This window comes from Pseudomonas sp. GNP013 (assembly GCF_054343995.1).
Map to the genome: position 1 here is coordinate 5,009,941 of NZ_JBTGUT010000001.1, position 13,691 is coordinate 5,023,631.

A 13,691-nucleotide genomic window follows, 5' to 3' on the forward strand; every position below is an offset into this window, starting at 1 on the left:
GCAGCGATATAAAATTACCCGAACACTCAAGCGGCAGCCTAATATCCCGCTACTACGTGGCGAACCGTGCAGAGCTGACGTCTGATTGCTCAATGGCAACATCGCCCACAGCGCAGAGGTCCTGCGCCACCTTGATTGTTCATCCACAGGAGTCACCCCATGTCCCGTCTTCGTCTGTTGAGCGCTGCCACGCTTCTCGTTGTGGCCGCCAATGCTCACGCCAGCAGCTTTATCGTCACCACCGATTCCATCGTCGGCGCGCTGAAAGCCACATCCGATGCAACCTCCGACGCCACGTCCTCCCTGCGCGACAACAAAGTCGTACGCGCCGCCCGTGACGACGCCGCCAGTTTTGTCGCCAGTGAAGGTACTATCCGTGGCGTGAAGCTGGAGAGCGCCCTGGCGCAGATCCGCCAACAGGCGCCGCAGCTCAATACCGCAACCGATGCACAACTGGCTCAGGCGATCCTGGCCATCTGATAACCGCGGTGTAGGAAAAGGGAGCGCCAGCCGCTCCCAAACGCCGCTGCGCTGGCTCTCGCCGGGGCATTGCGCTAGCCTTGGCGCTCGTTTTCAAGCGTCGAGTCCCATGGCTTTTTCTTACCGACTGTTCACTGTTGCCGCGTTGATGTGCGCTGGCTGGTCACCGTTGGCTTCGGCCTTTGACGTGACCGTGCAGAGCACCGTCGTCAGCGTGTACGCCACCAGCAAGGTGACGTCCGCCCCCTTCGACAGAAAAAGAGTACTGGCCGCACGGGATGATGCTGCCGCTTTCATTGCCACTGACGGCCAATGGCGGGGCGCACGCCTGGAGTCTGCGCTGGATTACCTGCGCCGCACCCGGCCAAAACTTCATGCAAGCGACCTTGAACTGGCGCAGGCAATTCTCGTCCAATCATCATCTTAATATTCTGGAGCCATTCCATGCGTAGCCCGCTGATCGTCGCCGTCCTCGGCCTGCTGTTCCTGGCGGATGTCGCCCAGGCGCAAACCCTCAAGGCCACCAGTAACATCGTCGTCCGTGCCTCAGCGCGCACCATCGACTTCACCTCGGACACCACCACCTCCATCCGCGACTCCAAAGTCGTGCGTGAAGCCCACGATGATGCTGCCAGTTTCGTCGCCACCCATGGCGAGATCCGCGGCGCACAACTCGAAGCTGCCTTCGACACCCTGCGCACCCGCGTGCCCGAAGCCCGCGATGCCACTGACCAGACTCTCGCCGAAGCTATTCTCGCTCTGTGAGGCGCCTGCTCGCCTGGCTCCTGGCCGGGACTGTGCTGCTGTGTAGCGGCGCAGCCCAGGCCAGCCTGCAACTGCGGCTCAAGACCGAAGGCCTGAGCCCCGCCGAACAGCAGGCCAGCCAGGCGCTGCTCGATGAAGCGATGCGCGCCTTGCCGCCCCGTTTTATCGAGCAACTGGACCGCCGCATCGATGTCGGCTGGACCGACCAGATGCCCGAAAACGCTTACGGCCAGGCCTCGCTGGTGTCCGAGCTCGACCTCAACCGCAACCTGCTCGCCAGCCTCACCGACGGCAGCGCTGCCACCCGGAAGACCCATCGCCCCCACGGCACCGTGCGCCGGGAAATGCTCGCCACCGTGCTGCATGAACTGACCCACATCTACGACCGTGCGCGCCTGTGGTCCAAAGACGAGCGCGCGCTGATCAACCGCTGCAGCCGCCAGAACAGCATCACCGGCCTGATCGGCCTGCCCGACCAATGCCGGGGTCAGAACAACCGCCGCTTCACCCTCAGCGATGATCCACGCCTGCTGGACATCGCTGGCTGGCCGCAATATGTGGGCCGTCGCGGCGAACGCGAACAACACAACCGCCAGATCGCGCGCAGCCCGGACATCTACGAAACCACCAGCCCGCTGGAGTTCGTGGCGGTCAACATGGAGTACTTCCTCCTCGACCCAAGCTACGCCTGCCGTCGCCCTTCGCTGTTCCGCTATTACAAAGAACACTTCGGCTGGGCGCCCCCCCAGCAGGACGCCTGCGAAAAGACCTACGCCTTCCTCAACGCCGGCAATGACTTTGCCAAAACGCCACTGGGCCACGTCGATCCCGAGCGCGTCTACGAAATCGACTACCTGCTCGCCGAAGCCAACCAGAATTTGGTCAGCCGCTGGGGTCATAGCATGTTGCGTCTGGTGATCTGCGCCCCCGGGCGCCCTCGTGGCCCGGATTGTCGGCTGGACCTGGACCAGCATCTGGTGTTGTCCTACCGCGCATTCGTCGGTGACGTACAACTGTCGAGCTGGGACGGCCTGGTGGGCAAGTACCCGTCACGCCTGTTCGTGCTGCCGCTGGCCCAGGTGATCGACGAGTACACCAAGACCGAGCTGCGCGGCCTGGCCTCCGTACCGTTGAAGCTGTCGCGCCAGGAGATCAACGACACCGTCGAACACGCCGCCGAGATGCACTGGAGCTACGACGGCAACTATTTCTTCATCTCCAACAACTGCGCCGTCGAAAGCCTCAAGCTGTTGCGCAGCGGCAGCGCCAACCCGCAACTGACCGGGCTGGACAACATCACCCCCAACGGCCTGCTCGAAGTGCTGCAAGCCCGGGGCCTGGCGGACACCAGCGTACTGGACGACAAACGCAAGGCATTGCGCCTGGGTTACCACTTCGACTCGTTCCGTGAGCGCTACCAGGCGATGTTCGATGTGCTGCGCAAATACCTGCCGATCAAGCAGACCGAGGTCGAAGACTGGCTGTCGCTGAGTGCCCAGGAGCGCCGTCAATGGTTCGACCAGGCCGACCTGCGCACCAGCGCCGCGTTGCTGCTGCTGGAGCAGGCCAGCTTTCGCAGACAGTTGATGCTGGCGCAGGACGAAGTCAAACAACGCTACCTCGGTGCCCGCGAGTTGAAGAACGGTGGCATGGAGAAGGCCAACGCCACGCTGCAACAGATCCTCGCCAACAGCGGCTTCCTCAGCCGCCCGGCGGAGCTGCTTGGCAGCAGCGGTTACGGTCTGCCGCAGCCGTCGGAAGCCAAGCGTCTTGAATCGGAGAGCGCCGAACGCCAGAAACAACTGCAATCGCTGACTGGCGAGCTGGATAAAGAGGTGAGGGCGCTGCTGGAGCCATCCCGCGCCGCCGAGATCGCCGCGTGCGAGGCGAATCTCAAGCAAGTCGGCGAGCACCTGCGCAGCCTCCATAAAGCCGCTGGCGGCCTTGAACTGCCGTAGACCCTGTGTTGCACCACAATCCAGATCTGGGAGCGGGCTTGCTCCCTCCCACATAAAGCCAGGCTATATAAATTCAAGCAGTGTGAAATTTTTTACCGTGTGTCCCCCGTTTCCCCGGCGAAAGCTGGCTGAAAGCTTACGCGTCTAGGATCGCCCTCACTGTCGGCAACAGACCGACTGTTAACAACAACAATGGTGATCCCTGATGTCCGCTAGTAACCGCCTGCTTGCCCTCACTCCCCCCGTACGCCTCGTGCCTTTCGTTCTGCGCTGACCCCAACCGGTTCGCCATTCCCTAGCCGCGCTACGCCTGGAGTATCCCTATGCTGACTTTCCTTGGCTTTGCCATGGTCATCACGTTCATGTTCCTGATCATGACCAAGCGCCTGTCCGCGCTGATCGCCTTGATCATCGTGCCGATCCTGTTCGCGCTGTTCGGCGGTTTCGCACCGAAGATCGGCCCGATGATGCTCGAAGGCATCACCAAGCTTGCGCCGACCGGCGTGATGCTGATGTTCGCCATCCTCTACTTTGCCCTGATGATCGATTCCGGCCTGTTCGACCCGGCCGTGCGCAAGATCCTCAAGATGGTCAAGGGCGACCCGCTGAAAGTGTCCGTGGGCACCGCCGTGCTGGCGTTGGTTGTGTCACTCGACGGTGACGGCGCCACCACCTACATGATCTGCGTGGCGGCCATGCTGCCGCTGTACAAACGCATCGGCATGAGCCCGCGGATCATGGCCGGCCTGATCATCCTCGCCGGTGGCGTGATGAACATGACCCCCTGGGGTGGCCCGACCGCCCGTGCCGCCAGCGCGCTGCATGTGGACCCGTCCGACATCTTCGTACCCATGATTCCGGCCATGGCTGCCGGCATAGTGGCGATCCTGGTGATCGCCTATATGTACGGCAAGCGCGAACGTGCACGCCTGGGTGAGCTGCACCTGCAGGGCGACGACATCGACCACAGCGACATCAGCGTGTCGCAATTCCCCGACGCCCGTCGTCCCAAGCTGATCTGGTTCAACGGCGCGCTGACCCTGGGCCTGATGTGCACACTGATCGCCGGCCTGTTGCCGCTGCCGGTGCTGTTCATGGTGGCGTTCAGTATCGCCATGATCGTCAACTACCCGTGCCTGCAACAACAGAAAGACCGCGTCGCCGCCCATGCCGGCAGCGTATTGGCGGTGGTCGGGTTGATCTTCGCCGCCGGTATCTTCACCGGCATCCTGTCAGGCACCGGCATGGTCGACGCCATGTCCAAGAGCCTGCTGGCGGTCATCCCGGAAGCCCTGGGTCCTTACCTGGCGGTGATCACCGCGCTGGTGAGTATGCCGTTCACGTTCTTCATGTCCAACGACGCGTTCTACTATGGCGTGCTGCCCGTACTGGCCGAAGCCGCCAGCCACTACGGCATCACCGCCGTGGAAATGGCCCGCGCCTCGATCGTTGGCCAACCGGTGCACTTGCTCAGCCCGCTGGTGCCTTCGACGTACCTGCTGGTGGCTCTGGCCGGTATCGAATTCGGCGATCACCAGCGCTTTACCCTGAAGTGGGCAGTGCTGGTATGCCTGTGCATAATGTTCGCCGCATTGCTGATGGGGATTTTTCCGCTGTTCAGCACTCTATAATCCTACCGACTCACTCACCGCGCGGCGCTGCAGCTTGCGCGGTTTAACATTTGCTCAAAGGAATACACATGGAATGGCTGACCAATCCGGAAATCTGGATTGCCTTCTTCACCCTGACGGCCCTCGAGATCGTCCTGGGCATCGATAACATCATCATGATTTCGATCCTGGTCAGTCGCATGCCCAAGCACATGCAGGCGCGCACCCGGATCTTCGGCCTGGCCCTGGCCATGGTCACGCGCATCCTGTTGCTGCTGTCGATCACCTGGGTCATGCAGCTCACGGCCGACCTGTTCGTGGTGTTCGGCCAGGGTATTTCCGGTCGCGACCTGATCCTGTTCTTCGGTGGCCTGTTCCTGCTGTGGAAAAGCTCCCAGGAGATGTACCACGCCCTCGAAGGTGAAGACGAATCCCAGGACGAACCCGGTGGCAAGGGTGGCAAGTTCATCTACACCATCATCCAGATCGCGATCATCGACATCGTGTTCTCCCTGGACTCGGTGATCACCGCCGTCGGCATGGTCTCCCATGTGCCGGTGATGGTCGCGGCGATTGTGGTCGCGGTGCTGGTGATGATGCTGGCGGCCGGCACCATCAGCGCGTTCATCGACAAGCACCCGTCGCTGAAGATGCTGGCGCTGTCGTTCCTGCTGGTGGTGGGTACCGTGCTGATCGCCGAATCCTTCGACGTGCACGTGCCAAAAGGCTACGTCTACTTCGCCATGGCGTTCTCACTGGCGGTGGAAGCGGTCAACATCAAGATGCGTACCGCCATCGCGAAAAAGAAGAAACAGCAGGACCCAGTGAAACTGCGCAAGGATGTTCCGGGTCAATAATCCCCGAGCCGCTGCTGAACGCTCCCACACTCCGCGTGGGAGCGCTCCTCATGACAGTTTTGTTTCAATCCCTGATGTAGCTATGCGATGCTGGCGCGGAGCCTATTCGCCAACTACAGCTTAAGTACAAGACGTAGAACGGCACGCGGCACCTTTCCTTCGCTCTTCATGGAGCACACCCACACGGGGGGCCGAGCATGCTGACCTTGCTCAATCTGCTTTCCGCCGTGACCCTGCTTATCTGGGGCACGCACATCGTCCGTACCGGCATTCTGCGGGTCTACGGTTCCAACTTGCGCCAAGTCATCGGGCAGAACATGTCCAAACGCTGGCTGGCCTTCGTCGCCGGTATTCTGGTGACGGCCATGGTGCAAAGCAGCAACGCCACCGCGATGCTGGTGACGTCCTTTGTCGGCCAAGGCCTCATGGGGCTGGTGCCCGCACTGGCGACCATGCTCGGTGCCGACGTCGGTACGGCGCTGATGGCGCGGGTGCTGACCTTCGACCTGTCCTGGTTGTCACCGCTGCTGATTTTCCTCGGTGTTATTTTTTTCCTGTCGCGCAAACAGACGCGCGCCGGCCAACTGGGCCGCGTGGGCATCGGCCTCGGCCTGATCATCCTCGCCCTGCAATTGATCGTCGAAGCCGCCGGACCGATCACCCATGCTCAGGGCGTCAAAGTGATCTTCGCCTCGCTGACCGGCGACATCCTGCTCGACGCCCTGATCGGCGCGCTGTTCGCCATGATTTCCTACTCCAGCCTGGCCGCCGTGCTGCTTACCGCCACCCTGGCCGGTGCCGGCGTGATCGGCCTGCATGTGGCCATCGGCCTGGTGATCGGCGCCAATATCGGCAGCGGCATACTGGCCTTCCTCAGCACCAGCATGCAGAACGCCGCCGGGCGCCAGGTGGCGCTGGGCAGCCTGCTCTACAAACTGATCGGCCTGCTGCTGATCATCCCGGTGCTCGACCCGCTGGTGCTGTGGATGGACAGCCTGGACTACAGCGCCCAAGGCATGGTCATCAGCTTCCACCTGCTCTACAACGTCAGCCGCTGCCTGATCCTGCTGCCCACCATCGGCCCGATGGCGCGGCTGTGCGAGTGGTTGCTGCCGGAGCGCGAAGAGGTCAACGGCAAGGCCAAGCCGCGCCACCTGGACCCAGCCGCCCTCGCCACACCGAGCCTCGCCCTGGCCAACGCTGCGCGGGAAACCCTGCGCCTGGGTGACCTGATCGACAACATGCTGATGGCCATGCAGGAAGTGCTGCGCGGCAAACAAACCGCCATCACCCAGGAAATGCGCAGTCTCAGCGACGACGTCGAGGCGCTGTACAGCGCGATCAAGCTTTACCTGGCGCAGATGCCGCGCGAAGACCTGGGCGAACACGACAGCCGGCGCTGGGCCGAGATCATCGAGCTGTCGATCAACCTGAAGCTGGCCGGCGACCTGATCGAGCGCATGCTGCGCAAGGTGCAGCAGCAGAAGACCTCGCAGCGCCGCCAGTTTTCCGAGGTCGGCCTGGAGGAGCTTTCGGGCCTGCACAGCCAGTTGATCGCCAACCTGCGCCTGGGGCTGTCGGTGTTCCTGAGTGCCGACCCGGAAAGCGCCCGCCAGTTACTGCGCGAGAAACGCCGCTTCCGCGCCCAGGAGCGTCGCCTGGCTCACGCCCATGTCAGCCGGCTGCAACACAAGATCGTACAGAGCCTGGAGACCAGCTCCCTGCACCTGGAGCTGATTGCCGACATGAAGCGCCTCAACTCGCTGTTTTGCAGCAGCGCCTATGTCGTGCTGGAAACGTCCGACACCGGCGCACTCTCCTCCGACGATATTGCCGACATCACGCATTCACCCTGAACGGATGGTGGCCCGTGAAGTCAGTTAAAGCTGACCTCACTCGCCAGGAAGCTTGTTATGCGTCGCCTGTTGTTCGCCTGCCTGCTCATGGGCTCTGCCCATGCCTTTGCTTTTGACCGTTTGCAAGTCGAGGGCTACACCTTGCCCAACGGCCTGCAAGTGCTGCTCAAGCCAGGCACCGAACGCGGGCATGTGGCGATTCGCCTGGTGGTTGGCGTGGGCCTGGATGACTTCAGTTGTGAGCAAAAAGAGCTGCCGCACCTGCTCGAACACCTGTTGTTCAGCGGCATTGACGGTGGCGGCGAAGGTGATCTCGAAGACCGCATGCAAGCCCTGGGCGGCGAGTGGAACGCCTACACCAGCAATGCCGACACCACCTTTGTGATCGAGGCACCGGCACACAACCAGCGCAAGGTGCTCGACCTGCTGCTGGCCATCCTCACCCGCACCGAACTGACCGACGCCAATATCAATGCCGCCAAGCGCGTCGTCGAGCGCGAGGACGGCGGGCATTACTCGCACCTGCAGCGCCTGCTCGACCGCCAGGACCTGGGCCACACCGCCAGCAATCAACTGGCGGTCGAGCTGGGCCTCAAGTGCGCCGAACGGGCCGAGGTCGGTCAACTTACGCGCGATCAATTGGAGGCACTGCGCAAAAACTGGTACGCCCCCAACAACATGACCCTGATTATCGTCGGCGACCTCGACAAACTGCTGCCGGCCTACCTTGAGCGCACCTACGGCGAACTCGACCCGGTCGAGCCGACCGACCACCTGGCCCTGCCCGAAATCCAGCACGCCGCCGCTCATCGTCGCGACCTGATGCGCGGCTGGGTCGGCGACGGCGCCAAGCTGCACTGGCTGTTTCCCGAGCCGATGCTGGACGATCAGCACGACGAAACCTACGACCTGCTCAAGGATTACCTCGACTGGGCGTTGTATCGCGAACTGCGCCTCAGGCACGGTTTATCCTACGGCCCCTGGAGTGAGCGCGAAGTACTCGGCGGTGTCGGCTTCCTCAGCCTGAATGCCGATCTTGAACGCGAAGACCTCCCCGAGGCCCAACAGGTGCTGCAAGACCTCACAGCCAGGCTGCTCAAGGACGGCCTCGATCCGGCCGCCTTCGCCCGCCTGCAACAGGCCGCCGTCGCCCGCCAGGCCTGGGCCGTGCAGGGCAACAGCGCCTTGGCCGACTATTATTGGAGCGCGTCCGGCGAGTACGCCAACGGGCGCTTCAGCGACCCGGTCAAGCGCATCAAAGCGGTCAGCCTGGAACAGACCAACCAGGCCATGCGCCAGGTGTTCAAGCAACCGGGCTACTGGCGCATCGAAAAACCGCTGCTCAGCTACGACGCTCTGAACTGGATCGGCGCCGGCGTGCTCGGGCTGATCGCGATTGTGTTGATCGGCGTGCGCGGTTATCGCAAACGGATCGCGCAGTGAGTCACCGCACACGCGTACCGAGACGCTATTCTGTCCGGGATCTTTTCCTACACCTACTGCGAATCGCCGAATGCCAAACCTGAGTCACGTAATCCAGCGCATCCTCGAACTGATGAAGCGCTACCCAGGGGTGATCGCACTCGGCGGCTTCATCTCGGGTGTGGGCAGCTTCATTCTGGTGGACCGCCAGCAGGGCATGGCCAGCTGGATCGCGGTGATCATGCTGGTGAGCTGGTTGTGGCTGATGCTGGAAAACAGTTTCACCCAACTGTTCGCCAAGCTGTTCAAGCGGGAAATCCCCGAACCGCTGTTGCGCTATGCCACCCAGATGATTCACCAGGAAAGCTTGTTTTTCGTGCTGCCGTTTTTCTTCGTCACCACCGCCTGGAACAGCGGCCAATCGGTGTTTACCGGCCTGCTGGGCGCGGCGGCGCTGGTGTCGATCATCGACCCGCTGTACTACAAATGGCTGGCGCCCAAGCGCTCGCTGTTCCTGGCCCTGCACACCCTGACACTGTTTGCCGCGCTGCTCACCGCGCTGCCGATCATCCTGCACCTGACCACCGCCGAGAGTTACAAGCTGGCGCTCGGCGTGGCCATGGCGCTGTCAATTCCCAGCCTGGCGTTGAGCCTGCCGCTGCGTAGCCTCAGGGGCTGGGCGATGCTGCTGGGGGTCACGGCCGCCATCGGCTGCGCTGGCTGGTTCCTGCGCAGCTGGGTGCCGCCCGCCACGCTGTGGATGACCGAAGTGGCCATCAGCACGCAAATGCAGGATCGCACGCCCGGTGACGACCTCAAGGAAGTCAACGCTGCCCAGTTGCGCAGCGGCGGGCTTTACGCCTACACCGCCATCAACGCGCCGCGCGGGCTCGATGAGCGGATCTACCATGTGTGGAAATTCAACGGGAAAGAAGTCGACCGCATCGCCCTCGATATCCATGGCGGACGCAAGGAAGGCTACCGCGCCTGGACCCACAAACAGAACTTCCCCGGCGACGCCGTAGGGCGCTGGCAGGTGCAGGTGCTCACCGAAGACGGGCAGGTGATCGGCGTGCTGCGCTTCAAAGTGACGGACACCGCACAAACGGACAACCCAACGTAGACGGTAGTGTGCTATTACGTAGCCATTGCGAAATAGCAGACAAGCTCGGAGCTTATGACCAGCAGTCCCACGCCCGGCGCAGCCCACCTCGATACGTCCATCTCGCCGCCACAGTTGCGGATTACGGGGGACTGGACACTGGCCCACTACGCAAGCCTGCGCACACTGTCAGCCAGGCTCGACGGACAGTACGACGCCGCCGCACGCATCGACCTCAACGGCCTTGGCGCGCTGGACACTGCCGGCGCGTCGCTGCTTGTGGAATTGCTCGGCCCCACCCGCATCGAGCAATCGGCCGAACAGACCGATTGCAGTTTGTCCGCCGCCGACCGCGCGTTGCTCAAGACCGTCTACCGCTCCCTCAACGATTTCTGCGTGCCCGATAAAGGCCCGGAAGAGGCCACCAGCGTCCAGTTGCTGGCGCGTATCGGCCGGGCGGTGGACACCGTGTGGCAGGACAGCAAACAGCTGCTGGGCTTTATCGGCCTGATCCTTGAAACCTTCGCCCGCGGCATGCTGCGCCCCAAACGCTGGCGCCTCACGCCGATGGTCGCGCACCTGGAGCAGGTCGGCCTCGACGCGGCGCCCATTGTCGCCCTGCTGACCTTCCTGGTGGGCGCAGTGGTGGCGTTTCTGGGCGCCACGGTGCTCAAGAGCTTCGGCGCGACGATTTTTACCGTGGACCTGGTGGCGTTCTCTTTTCTGCGTGAATTCGGCGTATTGCTCACCGCCATCCTGATCGCCGGCCGCACGGCCAGCGCCTTTACCGCGCAGATCGGCTCGATGAAGGCCAATGAAGAAATCGACGCCATCCGCACCCTGGGCCTGGACCCGATGGAGCTGCTGGTGTTGCCGCGCGTCATGGCGCTGCTGGTGGCGCTGCCGATGCTGACGTTTCTGGCGATGCTCTCGGGCATTGTCGGCGGTGGCGTGGTGTGTGCCGTTGCCCTGGATATCTCGCCGGCAATGTTTCTGTCGCTGCTGCAATCGGACATCGGCGTGCAGCATTTTCTGGTGGGCCTGGTGAAGGCGCCGGTGTTCGCGTTTCTGATCGCGGCCATTGGCTGCCTGGAAGGTTTCAAGGTCAGCGGCAGTGCCGAGTCGGTGGGTGCCCACACCACCTCCAGCGTGGTGCAGTCGATTTTCGTGGTGATCGTGCTGGATGCGGTCGCCGCACTGTTCTTTATGGAGATGGGCTGGTGAGCCGTCCACTGCGTGCACCCGCCGATGCGGTGATTGAAGTGCGTGGTTTGTGCAATCGCTTTGGCAGCCAGAGCGTGCACGAACACCTCGACCTGGATGTGTACAAAGGCGAGATCCTCGCCGTGGTCGGCGGCTCCGGCAGCGGCAAGTCGGTGCTGTTGCGCAGTATCGTCGGCCTGCGCCGGCCCAGCGCCGGCGAGGTGCGTGTGTTCGGCCAGAACCTGCCGAACCTGCCCGAGCACGAACGCTCCCTGGTGGAACGCCGCTTTGGCGTGCTGTTCCAGAAGGGCGCGCTGTTTTCGTCACTCACCGTCACCGAGAACGTCGCCCTGCCGCTGATCGAACACGCCGGCCTCAGCCGCGCCGACGCCGAGCACCTGGCGGCGGTCAAGCTGGCCCTGGCCGGCTTGCCGCTGTCGGCCGCCGACAAATACCCGGCATCGCTGTCCGGCGGCATGATCAAGCGCGCGGCCCTGGCCCGTGCCCTGGCACTGGACCCGGATATCCTGTTTCTCGACGAACCCACTGCCGGCCTCGACCCGATTGGTGCGGCGCAATTCGACCAACTGATCCTGACCCTGCGCGACGCGCTGGGCCTGAGCGTGTTTCTGGTCACACACGACCTGGACACGCTGTACACCATCACCGACCGCGTGGCGGTGCTGGCGCAGAAGAAAGTGCTGGTGGCCGACGCCATCGATGTCGTCTCGGAAACCGACGACCCCTGGATTCACGACTATTTCCACGGCCCACGGGGCCGCGCGGCATTGGATGCCGCTCAACCGCTCAACGAGGTATGACATGGAAACCCGCGCCCATCATGTGATGATCGGTCTGTTCAGCGTGATCGTGGTGGTCGGCGCGATGCTGTTTGGCCTGTGGCTGGCCAAATCCAGCGTCGACAGCGCCTTCCAGGATTACGAAGTGATCTTCAACGAGGCGGTCAGCGGCCTGTCTCAGGGCAGCTCGGTGCAGTACAGCGGGATCAAGGTGGGCGACGTCACCAGCCTGCGCCTGGACCCGAAAGACCCGCGCCGCGTGCTGGCGCGCATCCGCCTGGCCGGGCAGACACCGATCAAGGAAGACACCCAGGCCAAGCTCGCGCTGACCGGCATCACCGGCACCTCGATCATCCAGCTCAGCGGCGGCACGCCGCAAAGCCCCGAACTCAAGGGCAAGGATGGCGAGCTGCCGCTGATCATCGCCTCACCGTCGCCCATCGCGCGGCTGCTCAATAACAGCAATGACCTGATGACCGGCATCAACCTGCTGCTGCACAACGCCAACAATATGTTTTCTTCGCAGAACGTCGACCGCCTGAGCAAGACCCTCGACAACCTGCAGCAAACCACTGGCGCCATTGCCGATCAGCGCGGCGATATCAAGGTGGTGATGCAACAACTGATGCAGGTAAGCAAGCAGGCCACCGCTGCGCTCGAACAGACCACCGTGCTGATGCGCAACGCCAATGGCTTGCTCAACGATCAGGGCAGACAGGCGTTCGGCAGCGCCGAGCAGGCAATGAAATCCCTGCAGCAAAGCACCGCCACCATCAACACCTTGCTCACCACAAATAAGGATTCGGTGAACAGCGGCATGCAGGGCCTCAACGAACTGGCGCCGGCCGTGCGCGAGCTGCGCGAAACCCTCGCGTCGCTGCGCGCCATTTCCCGGCGCCTGGAAGCCAACCCCAGCGGCTACCTGCTGGGCAGCGACAAAAACAAGGAGTTCACGCCATGAAGCGTGCTTGCCAACTGATCGGTCCACTGGCCCTGGCACTGCTGAGCGCGTGCTCGATCCTGCCCAAAGCGGACCCTTCGGACGTGTATCGCCTGACGGCAACGCCCGCCGCCACACAAGGCACCCCGCTGAGCTGGTCGCTGCGCGTGACCAAACCCCAGACCAGCGAGTTCCTCGACAGCCCGCGCATTGCCGTGGTGCCCAATGGCAACCTGATCAGCAGCTATGCCCACGCGCGCTGGAGCGACCCGTCGCCGGTGCTGCTGCGCAATCGCCTGCTCGACGGCTTCCAGCGCGATGGGCGGGTGACGCTGCTGAGCACCGACGAGACCAACCTGCAAGCCGACTATGAGCTGGGCGGACAGCTGCAGGCGTTTCAGAGCGAATACCAGGGCAGTGCGCTGCAGGTGGTGATTCGGTTGGATGCGCGGGTGGTGCGGGGCAGTGATCAGCGGATTATTGCCAGCCGGCGGTTTGAGGTAAGGCAGCCGGTGGCCGATACCAAGGTGCCGGCGGTAGTCGCCGGGTTTGGATTGGCGGGTGATCAGTTGAACAGGCAGGTGGTGGATTGGGTGGTTGAGCAGGGCAGTAGAGCAACGAATCGCTGAGGGCCTCATCGGGAGCAAGCCCCCTCCCACATTTTGACCTGTGGACGCTTTCAAAATGTGGGAGGGGGG

Annotated in this window: 13 protein-coding genes; all 13 read left to right on the top strand. The window is 62.9% G+C overall.

All coding sequences use genetic code 11. The annotated features are described in order from the left end of the window. Positions 1-159: 159 nt before the first annotated feature. The 13 genes from ACXX81_RS22020 to ACXX81_RS22080 all read left to right on the top strand — a co-directional run bounded on the left by ACXX81_RS22020 (position 160) and on the right by ACXX81_RS22080 (position 13,622). Positions 160-480, top strand: a complete 321-nt coding sequence (locus tag ACXX81_RS22020; RefSeq protein ID WP_458572399.1) for a DUF2388 domain-containing protein — start codon at positions 160-162, stop codon at positions 478-480. 109 nt (positions 481-589) lie between these two features. Continuing rightward, positions 590-907 (top strand): DUF2388 domain-containing protein, encoded by a 318-nt coding sequence (locus tag ACXX81_RS22025; protein ID WP_231422154.1) that lies wholly within the window; start codon positions 590-592, stop codon positions 905-907. 17 nt (positions 908-924) lie between these two features. Next, entirely contained in the window at positions 925-1,245 is a 321-nt protein-coding gene (locus ACXX81_RS22030; protein WP_209986930.1) for a DUF2388 domain-containing protein, read from the top strand. Next, positions 1,242-3,203 carry a DUF7844 domain-containing protein gene (locus tag ACXX81_RS22035; protein ID WP_458572400.1) on the top strand — a complete coding sequence of 654 codons (1,962 nt, stop codon included), beginning with the start codon at positions 1,242-1,244 and terminating at the stop codon, positions 3,201-3,203. Before ACXX81_RS22030 ends, ACXX81_RS22035 begins: the two co-directional genes overlap by 4 nt. A 323-nt stretch (positions 3,204-3,526) precedes the next feature. After that, a complete protein-coding gene (locus tag ACXX81_RS22040) occupies positions 3,527-4,834 on the top strand; it encodes a CitMHS family transporter (protein ID WP_209986922.1) in 1,308 nt (435 codons plus the stop codon). A 68-nt stretch (positions 4,835-4,902) separates the two neighbouring features. Further along, on the top strand, positions 4,903-5,670 hold the full coding sequence (locus ACXX81_RS22045; RefSeq protein ID WP_057006164.1) for a TerC family protein: 768 nt from the start codon (positions 4,903-4,905) through the stop codon (positions 5,668-5,670). A 197-nt stretch (positions 5,671-5,867) separates the two neighbouring features. Continuing rightward, positions 5,868-7,526, top strand: a complete 1,659-nt coding sequence (locus tag ACXX81_RS22050; protein WP_209986919.1) for a Na/Pi cotransporter family protein — start codon at positions 5,868-5,870, stop codon at positions 7,524-7,526. Between the two features lie 57 nt (positions 7,527-7,583). Then, positions 7,584-8,969, top strand: coding sequence for a M16 family metallopeptidase (locus ACXX81_RS22055; protein WP_209986916.1), 1,386 nt, complete (start codon positions 7,584-7,586; stop codon positions 8,967-8,969). Positions 8,970-9,039: 70 nt separating this feature from the next. After that, positions 9,040-10,071 carry a DUF5924 family protein gene (locus tag ACXX81_RS22060; RefSeq protein ID WP_209986913.1) on the top strand — a complete coding sequence of 344 codons (1,032 nt, stop codon included), beginning with the start codon at positions 9,040-9,042 and terminating at the stop codon, positions 10,069-10,071. 54 nt (positions 10,072-10,125) lie between these two features. Next, positions 10,126-11,274, top strand: coding sequence for an ABC transporter permease (locus ACXX81_RS22065; RefSeq protein WP_231422158.1), 1,149 nt, complete (start codon positions 10,126-10,128; stop codon positions 11,272-11,274). Beyond that, positions 11,271-12,074, top strand: a complete 804-nt coding sequence (locus tag ACXX81_RS22070) for an ABC transporter ATP-binding protein (RefSeq protein WP_458572401.1) — start codon at positions 11,271-11,273, stop codon at positions 12,072-12,074. The genes ACXX81_RS22065 and ACXX81_RS22070 overlap by 4 nt, the downstream gene beginning before the upstream one ends. Before the next feature lies 1 nt (position 12,075). Beyond that, entirely contained in the window at positions 12,076-13,014 is a 939-nt protein-coding gene (locus ACXX81_RS22075) for an MlaD family protein (protein WP_209986904.1), read from the top strand. Next, on the top strand, positions 13,011-13,622 hold the full coding sequence (locus ACXX81_RS22080) for an ABC-type transport auxiliary lipoprotein family protein (protein ID WP_458572402.1): 612 nt from the start codon (positions 13,011-13,013) through the stop codon (positions 13,620-13,622). Before ACXX81_RS22075 ends, ACXX81_RS22080 begins: the two co-directional genes overlap by 4 nt. The last annotated feature ends 69 nt before the right edge of the window (positions 13,623-13,691 follow it).

Excerpts from the sequence above, each read along its gene's own strand:
- ACXX81_RS22020 (WP_458572399.1), top strand. The coding sequence starts at position 160 with ATGTCCCGTCTTCGTCTGTTGAGCGCTGCCACGCTTCTCGTTGTGGCC.
- ACXX81_RS22025 (WP_231422154.1), top strand. The coding sequence starts at position 590 with ATGGCTTTTTCTTACCGACTGTTCACTGTTGCCGCGTTGATGTGCGCT.
- ACXX81_RS22030 (WP_209986930.1), top strand. The coding sequence starts at position 925 with ATGCGTAGCCCGCTGATCGTCGCCGTCCTCGGCCTGCTGTTCCTGGCG.
- ACXX81_RS22040 (WP_209986922.1), top strand. The coding sequence starts at position 3,527 with ATGCTGACTTTCCTTGGCTTTGCCATGGTCATCACGTTCATGTTCCTG.
- ACXX81_RS22045 (WP_057006164.1), top strand. The coding sequence starts at position 4,903 with ATGGAATGGCTGACCAATCCGGAAATCTGGATTGCCTTCTTCACCCTG.
- ACXX81_RS22050 (WP_209986919.1), top strand. The coding sequence starts at position 5,868 with ATGCTGACCTTGCTCAATCTGCTTTCCGCCGTGACCCTGCTTATCTGG.
- ACXX81_RS22055 (WP_209986916.1), top strand. The coding sequence starts at position 7,584 with ATGCGTCGCCTGTTGTTCGCCTGCCTGCTCATGGGCTCTGCCCATGCC.
- ACXX81_RS22060 (WP_209986913.1), top strand. The coding sequence starts at position 9,040 with ATGCCAAACCTGAGTCACGTAATCCAGCGCATCCTCGAACTGATGAAG.
- ACXX81_RS22065 (WP_231422158.1), top strand. The coding sequence starts at position 10,126 with ATGACCAGCAGTCCCACGCCCGGCGCAGCCCACCTCGATACGTCCATC.
- ACXX81_RS22075 (WP_209986904.1), top strand. The coding sequence starts at position 12,076 with ATGGAAACCCGCGCCCATCATGTGATGATCGGTCTGTTCAGCGTGATC.
- ACXX81_RS22080 (WP_458572402.1), top strand. The coding sequence starts at position 13,011 with ATGAAGCGTGCTTGCCAACTGATCGGTCCACTGGCCCTGGCACTGCTG.